Raw genomic sequence first — 16975 nt, forward strand, 5'->3', positions numbered from 1 at the left:
CGGGGTTCCGGCGCCTCCGGGTCTGACGTGAAGGTGATTGGCGAGGCCCCGGTTTTCTTGCATATAGGGCCATCATGACGATCCGCCTTGCCTGTGCCGCAGCCCTCAGTCTCGCCCTCGCGCTTCCCGCCGCGGCGGACAACAAGCCCTGGCGCGTGTCGCTGACCGGCGATCGTTTCGACGGCGCCTCCTGGCATACCGGCGTGCTGATCGAGCTGGCGCCCGGCTGGAAGACTTATTGGCGCATGCCGGGCGATTCCGGCATTCCGCCGGAGTTCACTTGGACGCCCTCGCGGGCCGCCAAGGTCGATGTCCAGTTCCCCGCGCCTGCGCGCTACGTCGACAAGGGCGGCGAAACCGTCGGCTACCTGCAGGACGTGATCTTCCCTGTCACCGTCACGCCGGAAAGGCCCGGCGCACTTGACCTGAAACTCGGCCTGTTCTTCGCCGTGTGCAAGGACGTCTGCATTCCCGCCCAGGCCGAGGCTTCGATCTCGCTCGGGCTGGATCAGCGCGATCCTTCGGGCAGCGCGCGCGTCGAAGCTGCGCGGGCGGCTGTGCCCGCCGCCGGTGACGCCATCACCGGCGCGGCGATCGTCAGCGATGGCGGCAAGCCCGCGCTCAAGCTCACGCTGAAGGAAAGGCCCGATGACATTTTCGTCGAAAGCGCCACCACGGCCTATTTCCATGCCCCCGTGCTCTCGGCGGATGGCCGCGAGGCGCGGCTCGCAATCGGCAGCCTCGGCGACGCCGCCAAGCTCAAGGGCCAGACCGTCACCATCACCTACCTCATTGGCGGCAAGGGCTACGATCAGACCCTGGCGCTTCCCTAAACCCACTCAAGCCAAGAGGACGACAGCCATGACCATCAAGCCAGGCGACAAGCTGCCCAACGTTGAATTCACCGTCACCACCGCCGAGGGTCCGCAAAAGATGCCAGCCGACGTGATATTCGGCGGCCGCAAGGTGGTGCTGTTCGGGCTTCCCGGCGCCTTCACGCCCACCTGCAGCATGAACCACCTGCCGGGCTTTCTGGTGGCCTATGACGACATCAAGGCGCAAGGCGTCGACACCATCGCCTGCACCGCGGTCAACGACATCTTCGTGATGAAGGCCTGGGGCAAGTCGACCGAGTCCGAGGGCAAGATCCTGATGCTGGCGGACGGCAACGCGGAATTCGCCAGGGCCACGGGCCTCGAGCTCGACCTTGCGGTGGCCGGCATGGGTCTCCGCTCCAGGCGCTATTCGATGATCGTCGAGAATGGCGTGGTGAAGACGCTCAATATCGAGACCGAGAAGGGCGTCAACGTCTCGGGTGCCGAAACCATCATGCAGCAGCTGAAGGGCTGATCAGCCGAGGACCACCACATCGATGGCCGTCGGATTGAAGTTGTTGCAGGGGTTCAACACCTGCGGGCAGTTCGAGATGACGGCCAGCACATCCATCTCGGCCCTGATGTCGACGTGGTCGCCCGGCTTTGATGAGCCGAGCGCGATTGCGGCATCGCCGGCGGCGCCCACCGGCACGGTCATGAACCAGTTGACGTTAGGCACGATGTCGCGCCAGCCCAGCCCATGGGGCTTCAGCGCCGCGAGGAAGTTCTCGCGGCAACCCGTGTTGGGAACGCCATAAAGCATGCGGTTCGAGGGCTCGGAGCAGCAGCCGCCGATGGTGTCATGCCCGCCGAAGGTGTCGGCGGCGATCGTGAACAGCGGATTTGCGCGGTCGGAATAGAGAACGTCGCCCGTCGACAGCAGGATGTGCCCCGCCTTCTTGATGGTGTTGGGCTCGTGGTAGCGCTCGTCGAAGTCATGCGCGTTGTAACACAGGAAGTCGACGGCCTGCTGGCCATGGGTGTCTATGATGCGCAGCGTCTCGCCGCGCCTGATGATGCGGCTCCACGGCGCGCGGGCAGGAATGGTTTCGCGGTAGCTCTCGCGCATCAGGCGATCTGCGCCTCGAACAGGCGGCCCCATTGCGGCATCGCGTCGTCGACACCCGCAAGCCGAAGTGCATGCCAGGCCATGGCATGGTTGGAGGAGGTGATGGGAACGCCCGTCTCGGCCTCGATGCCGCGCGCGGCCTCCGCCAGCCTCACCGAGGTGCAGGACACGAACACCGCATCGGCTGGCGCATGCGACAGGATGGTCTCCACCCCGCGCCTGATCGAAGCCGGCGTGATGCGCGCCACGATGGCGTCATCCTGCTCGTTGAAGGAGCCGAAGACCGGCACCTCGAAGCCGCGCGCACCGATATACTCCGCGACGATGCGGTTGACGTCGGCGCGATAGGGGGTGAGCACGCCGATACGCTTTGCTTTCAGCGCGCGGAAGGCGGCAAAGGCGGCTGTGATAGGGGTGGTGCATTTGGCGCCGGGTCGCACCTCGCGGATGCGCGCGAAGACCTTTTCCTCGCCGATCGCCATCGAGGCCGAGGTGCAGCCATAGGCGACGACGTCAAGCGGGCTTCCCGGCAGGATCACGCCGGTTGCGGCGGCGATCCGCGGTTCCATGGCGCGCAGCGTTTCGGGCGTGATCTGGGCATCGTTGAGGATGCGGCTCTCGTAGAGAGCGACACCCTGAAGGCCTGCCATGATGGCGCGCCATTCATGTTCGATGGTGAAATCGGTGGCGAGAACCATGAGGCCGATGCGCGCCCGGCTGGCGATCCCTTCGTCGGTGTCGAAGGGCAAGTGCTCGATCAGTGTCATGCCGCCGGCGGTGGCTTTGCCGGGCGTCGGGGATGGTAAGCGGTCGTTCATGCGCGGTCTCCCGAAACGCCATGAATTCTATCAGAGAAACGGGCCCCCTCCTATAGTTCCAGCAGCATGATTCGATTGTTCCAACGCTTGGGCTCCCTCCCCGCGCCGCTTCGCGGCGTGCTCGCCGTGGGGGCGGGCGCGCTCATCGCTGCCGGCCTGCCGCCAGTCGATGGCTGGCCGCTGGCCTTCCTCGGCTTCCCGCTCTTCCTCGTTCTGCTCGACACCGCCAAATCCAAGAGCTGGCGCAGCGGCTTCGGCCTCGGCTGGGCCTTCGGACTCGGCTATTTCGCCGTGGCTTTCCACTGGATCGGCTATGCCTTCTTCGTCGAGGCCGGCACCTATTTGTGGATGATGCCGTTCATGCTCGGCATCCTGTCCGGCGGCATGGCGATCTACTGGGGCCTCGCCGGGCTCCTTGCGAAGCGCTTCGGCGGCAGCGGGCTGCAGCTGACGCTCGCCTTCTCCGCGCTGCTGGCGGTGGCGGAATGGCTGCGCGGCCATCTCCTCACCGGCTTTCCCTGGGCGGCCCCGGGGCTTCTCGTCGTTGGCATGGGCGGTGTCGCTCAGGCGGCCTCGGTCATCGGCATGACAGGGCTCACGCTGCTCGTCGTGCTGTGGGCGTCGCTGCCCTATGTCTTCCTTTCGGGCGAGCGGAGGCGGCTGATGTTGGCGGGCGGGGCGATCCTCCTGCTGTTGCCCGCGCTGTGGGGCTGGGGCGACTGGCGTCTCGCGGGCGCCAGCGGCGCCTTGGTGCCGGGCGTCGTCATCCGCATCGTCCAGCCAAACCTGCCGCAGGAAGAGAAATGGCGCGAGGACAATGCCCGCCAGATCTTCGACGATCTCTTGCAGCTGTCGATGCTGCCCACGGCGGAACGGCCGGACGGCATCGGCGGCGTCACCCACGTGATCTGGCCCGAATCGGCGGTGCCCTTCCTGATCGACGAGAGTCCGGTTGCGAAATCGGAGCTGAAGCCGCTGCTCGGCGGACGCACCGCGCTCATCACCGGCGCGGTCCGGGCCGGCCGCATGGGCGAGGGCGTGGAGCCGGATGCGCACAACAGCATAATTGTATTTGACGGAACGGCGGAGGTTGCAGCGCGCTATGACAAGTGGCGGCTGGTGCCGGGCGGCGAGTTTCTGCCTCTTGCGTGGGCGCTGGAGCCCCTGGGCTTCCGCCAGGTGGTGCAGACGCCAGGCAGCTTCGTTCCCGGCCCCGGTCCGCGCACCGTCATCTTGCCTGGGGGCCTCAAGGCCAGCCTCACCATCTGCTATGAGGCGATTTTCCCGGACCGGCTGGTGGACGATGCCGACCGGCCCCAGGCTATCGTCAATGTCACCAATGACGGTTGGTTCGGGCGCTCCACCGGTCCCTGGCAGCACCTGGCTCAGGCGCGGCTGCGCACGATCGAGCAGGGGCTGCCCATGATCCGGGCCGCGAATACCGGCATCTCCGCCGTCATCGACCCTTATGGCCGAACGCTGCGGATGTTGCCGCTGATGGAGAAGGGGGTGGTTGATTCTCCGCTACCGGTGGCGATTTCCGCCACAGCCTATGCGCGGATGGGCGACTTTTGGTTGCTCATTTTGACTGTATGTATAATCAGTTGCGCATTTCTTGCGAGATTCTGGGCCTTGGAGAGATAAGAATGTTCAGCAGACTCTTTTTCGGCGACGCGGCCCGGTTTTGGGGTAAAAGCAATTGCGCGCTAAGGTTATGTAGACTAGAACGTATCAAGCTTGAGAATATGCGGGCAAAGTAATGAATGACAGCTTTGTGGCAGTACCAGGCATCAGACCGGCGGGCATGAGGTCTGAGGATAAAATGACACGACGCGATCCAAACTTCGTAGACGTCCATGTTGGCAGCCGCATCCGTATGCGCCGCCAGCTCATCGGGATGAGTCAGGAGAAGCTGGGCGAGTTGCTCGGCATTACCTTCCAGCAGGTCCAGAAATACGAGAAGGGCGCAAACCGCATCAGCGCGAGCCGCCTGTACTTCACCGCCAAGATTCTTGGCGTTCCTGTTCAGTTCTTCTTCGAGGAACTGCCGGGCGTGGAGGAGCGCAGCGGCATGGGCGAGGCCCGCGAGGAGGACGCCGTGCTCTCCGCCCTGATGAACGTCGAGGGCGTGACGCTGGCCAAGGCCTTCCGTGACGCCGACAGCGTCAACAAGCGGAAGCTGATCTCCACAATCGCCCGCGTGATCGCCGAAACCAAGGAGTGATATTGCGGGTCTCCCCTTAGCCAGGGCCGCCTTGACCGGCGTTCATAACGCTGCCAAAAAGCGCGCGGCTTGAGGCGAAGGGGGCCGAAGAATCACATGTCACGCAAGAATTACGTGTTCACCAGCGAGTCGGTCTCCGAGGGCCACCCGGACAAGGTGTGCGACCGGATTTCCGACGAGATCGTCGACCTGTTCTACCGCGAGTCGCTCGAGCAGGGTTTCGATCCTTGGGCGGTGCGCGTGGCCTGCGAAACCCTGGCGACGACGAATTACGTGGTGATCGCGGGCGAGACCCGCGGTCCCGCCACCGTAACCAAGGCCAAGATCGAAGCTGCTGCCCGCAATGCCATCAAGCATATCGGCTACGAGCAGGAAGGCTTCCACCACAAGGACGCCAAGATCGTCATCCTGCTGCACAGCCAGTCGGCCGACATTGCCCAGGGTGTGGATGCCGCGGGCGAGAAGAAGGAAGAGGGTGCGGGCGATCAGGGCATCATGTTCGGCTATGCCTGCGACGAGACGCCGGACCTCATGCCGGCGCCGGTTTATTATTCGCAGAAGATTCTGAAGCTGCTCGCAGACGCGCGCCATTCCGGCAAGGAGAAGTACCTCGGGCCAGACGCCAAGAGCCAGGTCTCCGTGATCTACAAGAACGGCAAGCCCGTCTGCGCCTCGCAGATCGTCGTGTCCCACCAGCACACCAAGGAGGACCTGACTTCGGCTGAAGTGCTGAAGATCGTGAAGCCCTATGTGCAGAAGGCCCTGCCCAAGGGCTGGATCACCAAAGACACTGTCTGGCACGTGAACCCCACGGGCAAGTTCTTCATCGGCGGCCCCGATGGCGATGCCGGCCTTACCGGCCGTAAGATTATCGTTGATACCTATGGCGGTGCGGCCCCCCATGGCGGCGGCGCCTTCTCCGGCAAAGATCCGACCAAGGTCGACCGTTCGGCGGCCTATGCCGCGCGCTACCTCGCCAAGAACGTTGTGGCAGCGGGCCTCGCAAGGCGCTGCACCATCCAGCTCTCCTACGCCATCGGCGTCGCCCAGCCGCTGTCGATCTACGTCGACACGCACGGCACCGGCAAGGCGCCGGAAGCGAAGATCGAGAAGGCGCTCACCAAGGTCATGGACCTGAGCCCGCGCGGCATCCGCACGCATCTGAACCTCAACCGGCCGATCTATGCGCGCACATCGGCCTATGGCCATTTCGGCCGCGCGCCGGAAAAGGACGGCGGCTTCTCCTGGGAGAAGACCGACCTCGCGAAGGCGCTCAAAGCCGCGGTGAAGTGACCGAAACCGCCAATAAGCGTTTCCAGTTTTACGGGCGGCGCAAGGGAAAGACCTTGCGCCGTCATCATTCCGCGCTGATGGACCAGCTGCTGCCGCGCCTGCGCGTGGGGCTCGACGATCCCGTGTCCGGCATGGGCGAACGCCGCTGGCTGGAGATCGGCTTCGGCGGCGGCGAGCACCTGGCGCACCAGGCCGAATTGCATCCCGACATCTCGTTCATCGGCGCCGAGCCCTTCGTCAACGGTGTTGCCAAGATGCTGGCGCTGGTGGAGGAGAAAAACCTTGCCAATGTACGGATTCACGGCGCCGACGCGCGGCCGCTGCTGGAAGCGCTGCCCGCAGCAAGTTTCGAGCGCATATTCCTCCTCTATCCCGACCCCTGGCCGAAGGCCCGCCACAACAAGCGCCGCTTCGTAAGCCCGGAAAATCTCGCGCAGTTCCACCGCGTGCTGAGGCCTGGGGGACTGTTCCTCTTTGCCAGCGACATCGACGACTATGTGTCTTGGACGCGCGGCGCCGTGGCCGCCCATGGCGGCTTCGTGGAGGAGGGCAACCCTTCGGCACCCTACGAGAACTGGATCGAGACCCGCTACGAGGCCAAGGCCCGGCGCGAGGGCCGGGGGTCGGAGTATCTGAGGTTCCGCCGCAGCCCCTGACGGCGGCGAAGATTGTGCGAATACATTTCTTTCAATTCCGCATCCCCCAAACGCCGTCACCCTCACAAAACTCCGTCACCCCCACGAAAGCTGGGGCCCAGCTTCATTTCCAATCCCAGCGGCACCTGCGGATAAATTCCTCCTGACTTTAATCCTAAACTGTAATGCATATCCAGCACTCGTCCCCATCGGGATCCTGCTCGCAACGGTGAGCTCGGGCGGGGTGGATGGCAGGCCTGCGGGTGTGGCTCAACGTAATCCACACTCCCGGGGGCCGAGGGGGGAGGGCCTGGGGCATTACGAATCCCGCGCCCACAGGGCAAGCCGGGGCAGTCCAGGTGACTGTTGCGCAAGCTCTCCTTCGAAGGCTTCACCCTGTCAGATGCGGGCGCTGCTCAGCGCTCTACCGCCAGCGCAAGCTGGCTCTCCGCGCCGGGCAGCGCCCGCGCCTCCTTTTTTGCCCCTGGGGGACCAATGCCACCCCCGCAAAGCATGGCGCATGGCCAAAACCACCACCCCTTGCGAAATGGGGCCGGAAAGCGTATGAACAATGCAACTTAGGTTCACTCACATAGCCACGAAAGTGGAGATAGGGAGTGGGTCCCGGTCCCGGGGCCCGCTTTTTTTATTGCCTGAAAGGGCTTCGATGACGACGGAAACGGAAATCAGACTGGCCCGCGAGACGGGCCCTGCGCAGCGGGTGGCGGCCCTGTCCGAGCCCGTGCTCGCCGGCATGGGCTTCAGGCTCGTGCGCGTGAAGATGAGCGGGCCGACCTTGCAGATCATGGCGGAGCGGCCGGACGGCACCTTCACCATCGACGACTGCGAGGCAGTGAGCCGCGCCATGTCGCCCATTCTCGATGTCGAGGACGTAGTCTCGTCGCGCTATCACCTCGAGGTGTCCTCGCCCGGCATCGACCGGCCTCTGGTGCGGCCGTCCGATTTCGAAGCATGGGCGGGCCATGAGGTGAAGGTCGAGATGGCCGTGCCTGTGGCCGGCCGCAAGCGCTTCAGAGGCACGCTCGAAGGTTACACGCAAGGCGAGGTGCGCCTGTTCATCGAGAACCCGGAAACAGCGTCGAAGGAGCCCGTGCTGATCGGCGTGCCCTTCGCTGACATTTCCGATGCCAAGCTTGTTTTGACCGATGCGCTGATCGCGGCCGCCAAGGCTCGCCTGCCCGCCACGGGTTATGGCGACGGCGCCGAGATCGACGAAGACCAGATTTCGCAAGAGAGGAGCGAAGACAACAATGGCTGATTATGGCGTGAGCGCCAACAGGCTCGAGCTGCTGCAGATTGCAGAAGCCGTGGCGCGCGAGAAGTCGATCGACAAGTCGGTCGTGCTGCATGCGATGGAAGAGGCGATCACCAAGGCCGCCAAGGCGCGCTATGGGGCGGAGAACGAGATCGTCGCCGAGATCGACCCGCGCACCGGCGAGACCCGGTTGCAGCGCCTGCTCCTCGTCGTCGAGGAGGTGGAGAACGAGGCCACCCAGATCAGCCTTGCCGATGCTCAGCGGAGGAACCCCGCCGCCAACATCGGCGACCAGATCGCCGAGAGCCTGCCTCCCATCGAGTTCGGCCGCATCGCCGCGCAGAACGCCAAGCAGGTTATCGTGCAGAAGGTGCGCGATGCCGAGCGCGACCGCATGTATGCCGAATACAAGGACCGGATCGGCGAGATCGTCCATGGTGCGGTGAAGCGCGTCGAATATGGCAACGTCATCGTCGATCTCGGCCGTGGCGAAGGCATCATCCGCCGCGATGAATCGCTGCCGCGCGAAACCTTCCGTCCCGGGGACCGGGTGCGCGCCTATGTCTATGACGTGCGCCGCGAACAGCGCGGGCCCCAGATCTTCCTGTCGCGCACGCACCCTGAATTCATGGCCCGCCTGTTCGGCCAGGAAGTGCCGGAAATCTATGACGGTGTGGTCGAGGTCGTCTCGGTCGCCCGCGATCCGGGCAGCCGCGCCAAGATCGCGGTGCGCTCGAAGGATAGCTCCATCGATCCTGTCGGCGCCTGTGTTGGCATGCGCGGCAGCCGCGTCCAGGCGGTCGTCAACGAGCTGCAGGGCGAGAAGATCGATATCATCCAGTGGACGCAGGATGTCGCCTCCTTCGTGGTGAATGCGCTTGCCCCGGCCGAAGTCTCCAAGGTGGTGCTCGACGAGGAATCCGAGAGGATCGAGGTGGTGGTGCCGGATGAGCAGCTGTCGCTGGCCATCGGCCGCCGCGGCCAGAACGTTAGGCTCGCCTCCCAGCTCACCGGCTGGGACATCGACATCATGACGGAAGCCGAGGAGTCGGAACGCCGCCAGAAGGAATTCGCCGCGCGCACGGAGCTCTTCGTCGGGGCACTCGACGTTGATGAGACGCTGGCCCAGCTTCTCGCGTCGGAAGGCTTCGCCACGGTCGAGGAAGTGGCCTACGTGGACGCCCGCGAAGTGGCCTCTATCGAGGGTCTCGACGAGCAGACCGCCGAAGAGCTGCAGAACCGTGCGCGCGAATTCCTCGACCGCCACGCCGCCGAGCTCGACGGCCGCCGTGTCGAACTGGGTGTGCTGGACGAGTTGAAGGAGATTGAGGGCCTCACCCCGGCCATGCTGGTGGCGCTCGGCGAAGCCGGCCTCAAGTCGATCGAGGATCTCGCCGGCTGCGACACCGACGAGCTCATCGGCTGGACGGAGCGCAAGGCCGGCGGTGCGGTGAAGCACAAGGGCGCCTTCTCCGACCTCGAGGTCTCTGCTGAAGAAGCCAATGACCTCATCATGAAGGCCCGCATCCATGCCGGCTGGATCGAGGCGCCGGTCGCGCCTGAGACGGAAGAGGAAGGCGAGGTGGAAGCCTGACCGAAGCCAGCTTCATTGTAGAGGCGGACCAGCCCTTGGCGGACCGCATGTGCATCGTTACCCGCGCGGTAAAAGACGAAGCGGAACTGATCCGCTTCGTCCGCAGCCCGGATGGCGTGGCCGTGCCCGACCTCGCCCGGAAACTTCCGGGACGTGGCGTGTGGGTCAGCCTTGACCGCAAACTGCTGGACCAGGCCATCGCTAGAAAGCTCCTCGCCAAGGGCTTCGGGGCAGAGACCACAATCCCGCCCGATCTCCCCGATACCGTATCGAGGATTCTCCGACAGCAGGCGCTGTCGTTTCTTTCGCTCGCCAGGAAAGCGGGCGAGGCCGTGTCGGGCTTCATGAAGGTTGAGGACATGCTGGGGCGCGGCCGGGCGCGGCTGCTTTTCCATGGAACCGACGCAAAGCCCGATGGTTGCCGCAAGCTCGATAAGCTCGCGGAACCCGGCGCTGTCGAAAAGATCGTTCTTTTCAAAATTCACGAATTGGATTTGGCTTTTGGCCGCCCAAATGTGGTACATGCTGCCGTGGCCAAGGGAGGGCTTGCCGAAAAGCTCTCCGTAGCTGTGCGCCGGATCGAGACGTTTGCGGGCCGTATGACCGGCCCAGCCGAGGACCTGAAGAGAAAAGATGACTGATAACAACGACAAAGACCGCAAGCCCGAGGGCAACCGCCCGGCTGGGGGAACGCTGACCCTTAAGCGGCCGTCGATCGAGCAGAGCAAGGTCAAGCAGAGCTTCGGCGCCGGACGCTCAAAGACCGTGCTGGTCGAAACCAAACGCAAGCGCTTCGGTGACGATAAGCCCGCCGCCCTGCTCGAGCCCAAGGCAGCGCCGCGCATCACCCCAGTGACGCCGGCCCCCCCATCCAATACCCAGACGCCTGCAGCCCCCAAGCCGCAGCCCACCCAGCGCTCCGGCGTCGTGCTCCGCACGCTGACCGCCGAAGAGAAGGAAGCGCGTGACCGGGCGCTTGCCGGCGCCCGCGTGCGCGAGGCGGAAGACCGCAAGCGCCAGGAAGAAGATGCCAAACGCCGCGCCGATCAGGAGGCGCGCGACCGCTCCGAGCGCGAGGCCGCCGCCAAGCGCAAGGCCGAGGATGACGCCCGCCACCGCGCCGAGGATGAGGCGCGCCGCAAGGCTGACGAAGCCGCCAAGAAGCTGGCCCCCAAGTCCGCGCAGGCCAATATCGTGACGCCGGCCACCGCACCTACCAAGCCGATGACCGGCAAGGCCATGCCTGCTCCCGTCAAGCGCACCCATGACGAGGAGGAGGCACCGCGCCGGTCCTTCCCCGGCGCCGTGAAGCGCGAGATCAAGGCGCCCGTTCCGGCGCGCCCGGCCAAGGCTGGTGACGCCGACAGGCGCCGTGGCCGCCTCTCGGTCGGCAATGCACTGAACGAGGATGACGAGCGGGCCCGCTCCGTTGCCGCCTTCCGACGCCGCACCGAGCGCCTCAAGAAGCAAACCCAGGGCTTCCAGATGCCCACCGAGAAGGTGAGCCGCGAGGTCACCATTCCGGAAGCGATTACCATCCAGGAGCTCGCCAACCGCATGGCCGAGCGCGCGGTGGACATCATCAAGTTCCTGATGAAGCAGGGCGAGATGCACACGATCAACGACGTGATCGATGCCGACACCGCACAACTCGTGGCCGAGGAAATGGGCCACAAGGTGAAGCGCGTGTCTGAATCCGACGTGGTCGAAGGCCTCGCCGGCGATACCGACGCGCCAGAACAGCTCAAGTCGCGCCCGCCGGTCGTCACCATCATGGGTCATGTCGACCACGGCAAGACCTCGCTATTGGACGCATTGCGCAAGACCAATGTGGTCTCGGGTGAAGCCGGCGGCATCACCCAGCACATCGGCGCCTATCAGGTCGAGACGCAGAACGGCGTTGTCACCTTCATCGATACGCCCGGCCACGAGGCCTTCACCTCGATGCGCGCGCGCGGCGCCAAGGCGACGGATATCGTCGTCCTCGTCGTCGCCGCCGATGACGGTGTCATGCCGCAGACCGTCGAAGCTATCAACCACGCCCGCGCAGCTGGCGTGCCGATCATCGTGGCCATCAACAAGATCGACAAGCCCGCCGCCAACCCGGTGCGCGTGCGCAACGAGCTCCTCAAGTACGAGATCGTGGTCGAAAGCATGGGCGGCGACACGCTCGAAGTCGAAGTCTCGGCACTCAAGGGCACCAACCTCGACAAGCTCCTCGACGTGATCCTGCTGCAGGCCGAAGTCCTCGACCTCAAGGCCAATCCGGACCGCGAGGCCGGCGGCATGGTGGTCGAAGCGCAGCTCGACAAGGGCCGTGGCCCCGTCGCCACCGTGCTTGTGCAGCGCGGCACGCTGAAGCTCGGCGACATCTTCGTCGCAGGTTCCGCCTGGGGCCGCGTGCGTGCGCTGGTCAACGACAAGGGCCGGCAGGTGAAGGAAGCCTCGCCCTCGACGCCGGTCGAGGTGCTGGGCCTCAACTCGGCTCCCGAAGCGGGCGACCAGTTCGACGTGGTGCCGAACGAGGCGCGTGCGCGTGAAGTGACCGAATATCGTGAGCGCAAGCGCCGCGAGACCCGCGGTGCGGCTTCGGCGCGCTCGTCGCTCGAGCAGATGATGTCGGCCATCAAGGAGGGCTCCACCGAGTTCCCGATCCTCGTCAAGGCCGACGTCCAGGGCTCGGCGGAAGCCATCGTCCAGGCGCTGGAAAAGATCGGCAATGCCGAGATCAAGGGGCGTGTCATCCACTACGCCGTGGGCGGCATCAACGAGTCCGACATAGGTCTCGCCGAAGCTTCCAAGGCGGTGGTGCTTGGCTTCAATGTACGTGCTTCATCCCAAGCGCGCGACGCGGCCGAGCGCGCCGGCATCGAGATCCGCTACTACAACATCATCTATGACCTCGTGGACGACATCAAGCAGGCCATGGCTGGCAAGCTTGCGCCGGAACTGCGCGAAACCTTCCTTGGCAATGCGAAGATCCTCGAGGTCTTCAACATCACCAAGGTCGGCAAGGTTGCTGGCTGCCAGGTCACCGAGGGCAACGTGCAGCGCGGCGCCAAGGTCCGCCTCATCCGCGACAACGTGGTCATCCACGAAGGCACGCTGTCGACCCTCAAGCGCTTCAAGGACGAGGTCAAGGAAGTGCCGGTCGGGCAGGAATGCGGCATGGCCTTCGAGAACTACCAGGACATCCGCGCGGGTGACGTCATCGAATGCTTCCGCGTGGAGAAGGTCCAGCGCACGCTGGACTGATCCGAGAGATGAGCAAAGGCAGCGCCCCCTCCCAACGCCAGCTGCGCGCCGGCGAGCTGATCCGCCACGCGCTGGCGGACATCTTCCTGCGCGGCGAATCGGGCGATCCCGATCTCGAGCGGCTGAACCCGACGGTGGTCGAGGTGCAAATCTCGCCCGACCTCAAGATCGCCACCGCCTTCGTGCGCACCCTCGTTCCCGGCAAGGAGCAAGCGCTGCTGGAGGCCCTGAACCGCAATCGGCGCTACATCAGGGGCCTGGTGGCGCCGAAGCTCGGGATGAAGTTCACGCCCGAGATCCGCTACCGCGTCGACACGGCACTGGATTATGCCAACCACATCGACGAATTGCTCCGCAGCCCGGAAGTGGCGCGGGATCTCGACAAGAAGTGAACCCTCCCAAGCGGAAGCGCGAGGCGGTCCACGGCTGGGTCATCCTCGACAAGCCCTACGGCATGACCTCCACCCAGGCCGTGGGCAAGGTGCGCTTCCTGTTCAATGCCGGGAAGGCGGGGCATGGCGGCACGCTGGACCCGCTGGCCTCGGGCCTCCTGCCCATCGCGCTGGGAGAGGCGACCAAGACCGTCTCCTATGCGATGGATGGGCGGAAGGTCTACCGCTTCACGGCCTGTTTCGGGGAGGAGCGGTCGACCGACGACCTCGAAGGTGAGGTGACAGCCACATCCGGCCGCCGTCCGTTGCAATCTGAAATCGAGTCGATACTGCCGCGCTTCACCGGCGAGATCATGCAGGCGCCGCCCGCCTTCTCGGCCATCAAGGTCGACGGCGAGCGGGCCTATGACTTGGCACGGGCCGGGGAGCCGGTGGAACTGGCCGAGCGCCCCGTCCTGATCGAGGCCCTTCGGCTGGCCGGCGTCCCGGATAATGACCACGCCACCTTCGAGGTGACCTGCGGCAAGGGCACCTATATCCGCTCGCTGGCCCGGGACATGGGGCGGGCGCTTGGCACGGCGGCGCATGTCTCCATGTTGCGCCGTGTGGCTGTCGGCCCGTTCACCGAAACCCAAATGATTTCGCTGGAAAACCTTGTGGAACTCAGCCATAAGGCCCCCGGCGGAGACGCCATCAAAGGGATTCTGCTCCCCATCGAGACCGTGCTGGACGGCATCCCGGCACTGGCCATCGACCAAGAGCAGGCCCGACGCCTGAAGCTCGGACAACCCGTCCTGCTCAGAGGTGCGAATGCTCCCATCGCGGAAGATTCGGTTCTGGTGATGAGCGGCGGCAAGCCGGTCGGACTTGGAACGGTCGAGCAGGGATCGCTCAAGCCGAAGCGTTTGTTCAACCTGTAACCATCCAATGTATTGGAGATGACCGATGACCATGACTGCTGAGCGCAAGGTTGCGCTCGTGAAGGAATTCGCCACGAAGCCGGGTGACACCGGTTCGCCCGAAGTCCAGGTTGCGATCCTCACGGAACGCATCAACTACCTCACCGACCACTTCAAGACCCACAAGAAGGACAATCACTCCCGCCGTGGACTTCTTACGATGGTGAGCAAGCGCCGTTCGCTTCTCGACTACCTGAAGCGCATCGACGATGCGCGATACCAGACGCTGATCAAGCGTCTCGAGATCCGCCGCTAAGCGGACCTCGCAATACGATCGAGCGGGTGGATCACCGAGTAGCCGCCCGCGTCCCCATCTCAAGAGTCCGGCAATGGGGCCGGGCTCTCGGCCCAAAGGGGATGCCGTCCACAGTGGTGGTGCACGTCTTTCAAGCGGCGGCGAAGGGCTCACAAGGAAAATCCATATGTTCAATATCGACGTCGAAGAAATCCAGTGGGGCGGACAGACGCTGCGCCTCGAAACAGGCCGCGTGGCCCGTCAGGCCGATGGCGCCGTTGTCGCCTCCTTGGGTGAAACCACCGTTCTCGCCACCGCCGTTGCCGAGCGTTCAGCCAAGCCCGGAATCGACTTCTTCCCCTTGACCGTCAACTACCAGGAAAAGACCTATGCCGCCGGCAAGATCCCGGGCGGCTATTTCAAGCGCGAAGGCCGCCCTACCGAGCGCGAAACGCTGATCTCGCGCCTGATCGACCGTCCGATCCGCCCGCTCTTCGTCGAGGGCTTCCGGAACGAGACGCAGGTCATCGCCACCGTTCTCTCCTATGACCTCGAGAACGACACCGACATCCTCGCCATGGTCGCCTCGTCCGCTGCCCTCACGCTGTCGGGCATTCCCTTCATGGGCCCGATCGGCGCGGCGCGCGTCGGCTACATCAACGGCGAATACGTGCTGAACCCGACGATCGAGCAGCAGAAGCTGTCCTCCCTCGACCTCGTTGTCGCGGGCACGCAGGACGCGGTGCTGATGGTCGAGTCGGAAGCCAAGGAACTCTCGGAAGAGATCATGCTCGGCGCCGTCACCTTCGGCCACCGCGGCTTCCAGCCGGTGATCGAGGCGATCATCCGTTTGGCCGAGCGCTCCTCGCGCGAGCCGCGTGACTTCTCGCCGCCGGACGAGACCCCGCTCTACAACAAGATCAAGGCCATTGCCGAGGCCGACGTGCGCGCCGCTTATGCGATCCCGGCCAAGGAAGCCCGCCATGAGGCCGTCGCCAAGGCCAAGGACAAGGTCATGGCCGCGCTGACCGGCGAGGACAAGCCCGATGCGCCGCCCGCCAACAAGATTGGCGAGGCCTTCAAGCATCTCGAGAAGGACGTCGTCCGCAACGCCATCCTCGACACCGGCCACCGCATCGATGGCCGTGACACCAAAACGGTCCGCCAGATTGTTGCGGAAGCGAGCGTTCTGCCCCGCACCCACGGTTCGGCCCTGTTCACCCGCGGCGAGACGCAGGCCCTCGTGGTCACCACGCTCGGCACCGGCGAGGACGAGCAGTACATCGACTCGCTCGACGGCACGACCAAGGGCACCTTCATGCTGCACTATAATTTCCCGCCCTTCTCGGTCGGTGAAACGGGCCGCATGGGCGCCACGGGCCGCCGCGAGATCGGCCATGGCAAGCTCGCCTGGCGCGCCATCCACCCGCTGCTGCCCGCCCAGGACCAGTTCCCCTACACGATCCGCGTCGTCTCGGAGATCACGGAGTCGAACGGCTCTTCCTCCATGGCCTCGGTCTGCGGCGCTTCGCTGTCACTTATGGATGCCGGCGTGCCGCTGAAGGCGCCCTGCGCCGGCATCGCCATGGGCCTCATCAAGGAAGGCGAGCGCTATGCGGTGCTCTCCGACATCCTGGGCGACGAGGACCACTTGGGCGACATGGACTTCAAGGTCGCCGGCACGGCGGAAGGCATCACGTCCCTCCAGATGGACATCAAGATCACCGGCATCACCGAGGAGATCATGAAGGTGGCGCTGTGGCAGGCCAAGGACGGCCGCATGCACATCCTCGGCAAGATGGCGGAAGCCCTCACCGGCGCCCGCGCCTCGCTCGGCGAGCATGCGCCGCGCATCGAGACGCTGAAGATCCCCACAGACAAGATCCGCGAAGTGATCGGCACCGGCGGCAAGGTCATCCGTGAGATCGTGGAGAAGACCGGCGCCAAGATCGACATCCAGGACGACGGCACCGTCAAGGTCGCGTCGTCCTCAGGGACTGCGATCGACGCCGCGGTGAAGTGGATCAAGGGCATCGTGATGGAGCCGGAAGTGGGCGAGATCTATGACGGCAAGGTCGTCAAGGTCGTCGACTTCGGCGCCTTCGTGAACTTCTTCGGTTCGCGCGATGGCCTCGTGCACGTCTCTGAACTTGCGCCCAGGCGCGTCAACAAGGTCTCCGACGTGGTCAACGAGGGCGACACCGTGAAGGTGAAGCTTTTGGGCTTCGACAACCGCGGCAAGGTGCGCCTGTCGATGAAGCAGGTCGACCAGGTCACCGGCGAGGACATTTCCAGGAAACAGGCCGCCGAGAGCGGTTCGGAAGAGGCCCCGCAGGGCGAGTAATCTTCG

Annotated in this window: 16 protein-coding genes; 14 read left to right on the forward strand and 2 right to left on the reverse strand. The window is 64.7% G+C overall.

The genetic code is table 11. The features are described from left to right. Positions 1–74 precede the first annotated feature (74 nt). Both IOC82_RS07185 and IOC82_RS07190 read left to right on the forward strand, forming a co-directional pair. Positions 75–833 carry a protein-disulfide reductase DsbD domain-containing protein gene (locus tag IOC82_RS07185; protein ID WP_290545502.1) on the forward strand — a complete coding sequence of 253 codons (759 nt, stop codon included), beginning with the start codon at positions 75–77 and terminating at the stop codon, positions 831–833. 28 nt (positions 834–861) lie between these two features. Beyond that, the gene (locus IOC82_RS07190; protein ID WP_290545503.1) at positions 862–1350 is read left to right on the forward strand and encodes a peroxiredoxin; all 489 of its coding nucleotides are present in this window, start codon (positions 862–864) and stop codon (positions 1348–1350) included. Here IOC82_RS07190 and IOC82_RS07195 read toward each other — a convergent pair whose 3' ends face one another. Then, a complete protein-coding gene (locus IOC82_RS07195; protein ID WP_290545504.1) occupies positions 1351–1944 on the reverse strand; it encodes a DUF1989 domain-containing protein in 594 nt (197 codons plus the stop codon). Next, a complete protein-coding gene (locus IOC82_RS07200) occupies positions 1944–2762 on the reverse strand; it encodes an aspartate/glutamate racemase family protein (protein ID WP_290545505.1) in 819 nt (272 codons plus the stop codon). Before IOC82_RS07200 ends, IOC82_RS07195 begins: the two co-directional genes overlap by 1 nt. Before the next feature lie 75 nt (positions 2763–2837). Between IOC82_RS07200 and lnt the strand changes: the two genes are divergently transcribed. From lnt to pnp, 12 genes are all read left to right on the forward strand, one after another. Next, entirely contained in the window at positions 2838–4406 is a 1569-nt protein-coding gene (lnt, locus tag IOC82_RS07205; protein ID WP_290545506.1) for an apolipoprotein N-acyltransferase, read from the forward strand. A 178-nt stretch (positions 4407–4584) separates the two neighbouring features. Next, a complete protein-coding gene (locus IOC82_RS07210; RefSeq protein ID WP_290545507.1) occupies positions 4585–4986 on the forward strand; it encodes a helix-turn-helix transcriptional regulator in 402 nt (133 codons plus the stop codon). Positions 4987–5082: 96 nt separating this feature from the next. Next, the gene (gene metK, locus IOC82_RS07215; RefSeq protein ID WP_290545508.1) at positions 5083–6279 is read left to right on the forward strand and encodes a methionine adenosyltransferase; all 1197 of its coding nucleotides are present in this window, start codon (positions 5083–5085) and stop codon (positions 6277–6279) included. Next, positions 6276–6935: a tRNA (guanosine(46)-N7)-methyltransferase TrmB gene (gene trmB / locus IOC82_RS07220; RefSeq protein ID WP_290545509.1), complete on the forward strand. Its 660-nt coding sequence runs from the start codon at positions 6276–6278 to the stop codon at positions 6933–6935. Before metK ends, trmB begins: the two co-directional genes overlap by 4 nt. 646 nt (positions 6936–7581) lie before the next feature. Then, the gene (gene rimP / locus IOC82_RS07225; protein WP_290545510.1) at positions 7582–8193 is read left to right on the forward strand and encodes a ribosome maturation factor RimP; all 612 of its coding nucleotides are present in this window, start codon (positions 7582–7584) and stop codon (positions 8191–8193) included. Next, complete coding sequence (nusA, locus tag IOC82_RS07230; RefSeq protein WP_290545511.1) at positions 8186–9784, forward strand: transcription termination factor NusA; 1599 nt, start codon at positions 8186–8188, stop codon at positions 9782–9784. Before rimP ends, nusA begins: the two co-directional genes overlap by 8 nt. 35 nt (positions 9785–9819) lie before the next feature. Beyond that, complete coding sequence (locus tag IOC82_RS07235) at positions 9820–10425, forward strand: RNA-binding protein (protein WP_290545512.1); 606 nt, start codon at positions 9820–9822, stop codon at positions 10423–10425. Beyond that, entirely contained in the window at positions 10418–13039 is a 2622-nt protein-coding gene (gene infB / locus IOC82_RS07240) for a translation initiation factor IF-2 (RefSeq protein ID WP_290545513.1), read from the forward strand. Before IOC82_RS07235 ends, infB begins: the two co-directional genes overlap by 8 nt. An 8-nt stretch (positions 13040–13047) precedes the next feature. Continuing rightward, positions 13048–13431, forward strand: coding sequence for a 30S ribosome-binding factor RbfA (gene rbfA / locus IOC82_RS07245; RefSeq protein ID WP_290545514.1), 384 nt, complete (start codon positions 13048–13050; stop codon positions 13429–13431). After that, the gene (truB, locus tag IOC82_RS07250) at positions 13428–14351 is read left to right on the forward strand and encodes a tRNA pseudouridine(55) synthase TruB (RefSeq protein WP_290545515.1); all 924 of its coding nucleotides are present in this window, start codon (positions 13428–13430) and stop codon (positions 14349–14351) included. The genes rbfA and truB overlap by 4 nt, the downstream gene beginning before the upstream one ends. 25 nt (positions 14352–14376) lie before the next feature. After that, the gene (gene rpsO / locus IOC82_RS07255; RefSeq protein ID WP_111199613.1) at positions 14377–14646 is read left to right on the forward strand and encodes a 30S ribosomal protein S15; all 270 of its coding nucleotides are present in this window, start codon (positions 14377–14379) and stop codon (positions 14644–14646) included. A 166-nt stretch (positions 14647–14812) separates the two neighbouring features. Beyond that, positions 14813–16969: a polyribonucleotide nucleotidyltransferase gene (pnp, locus tag IOC82_RS07260; protein WP_290545516.1), complete on the forward strand. Its 2157-nt coding sequence runs from the start codon at positions 14813–14815 to the stop codon at positions 16967–16969. Positions 16970–16975: the final 6 nt, after the last annotated feature.

The organism is Aestuariivirga sp. (assembly GCF_020252395.1).
Taxonomy (GTDB): domain Bacteria; phylum Pseudomonadota; class Alphaproteobacteria; order Rhizobiales; family Aestuariivirgaceae; genus Aestuariivirga.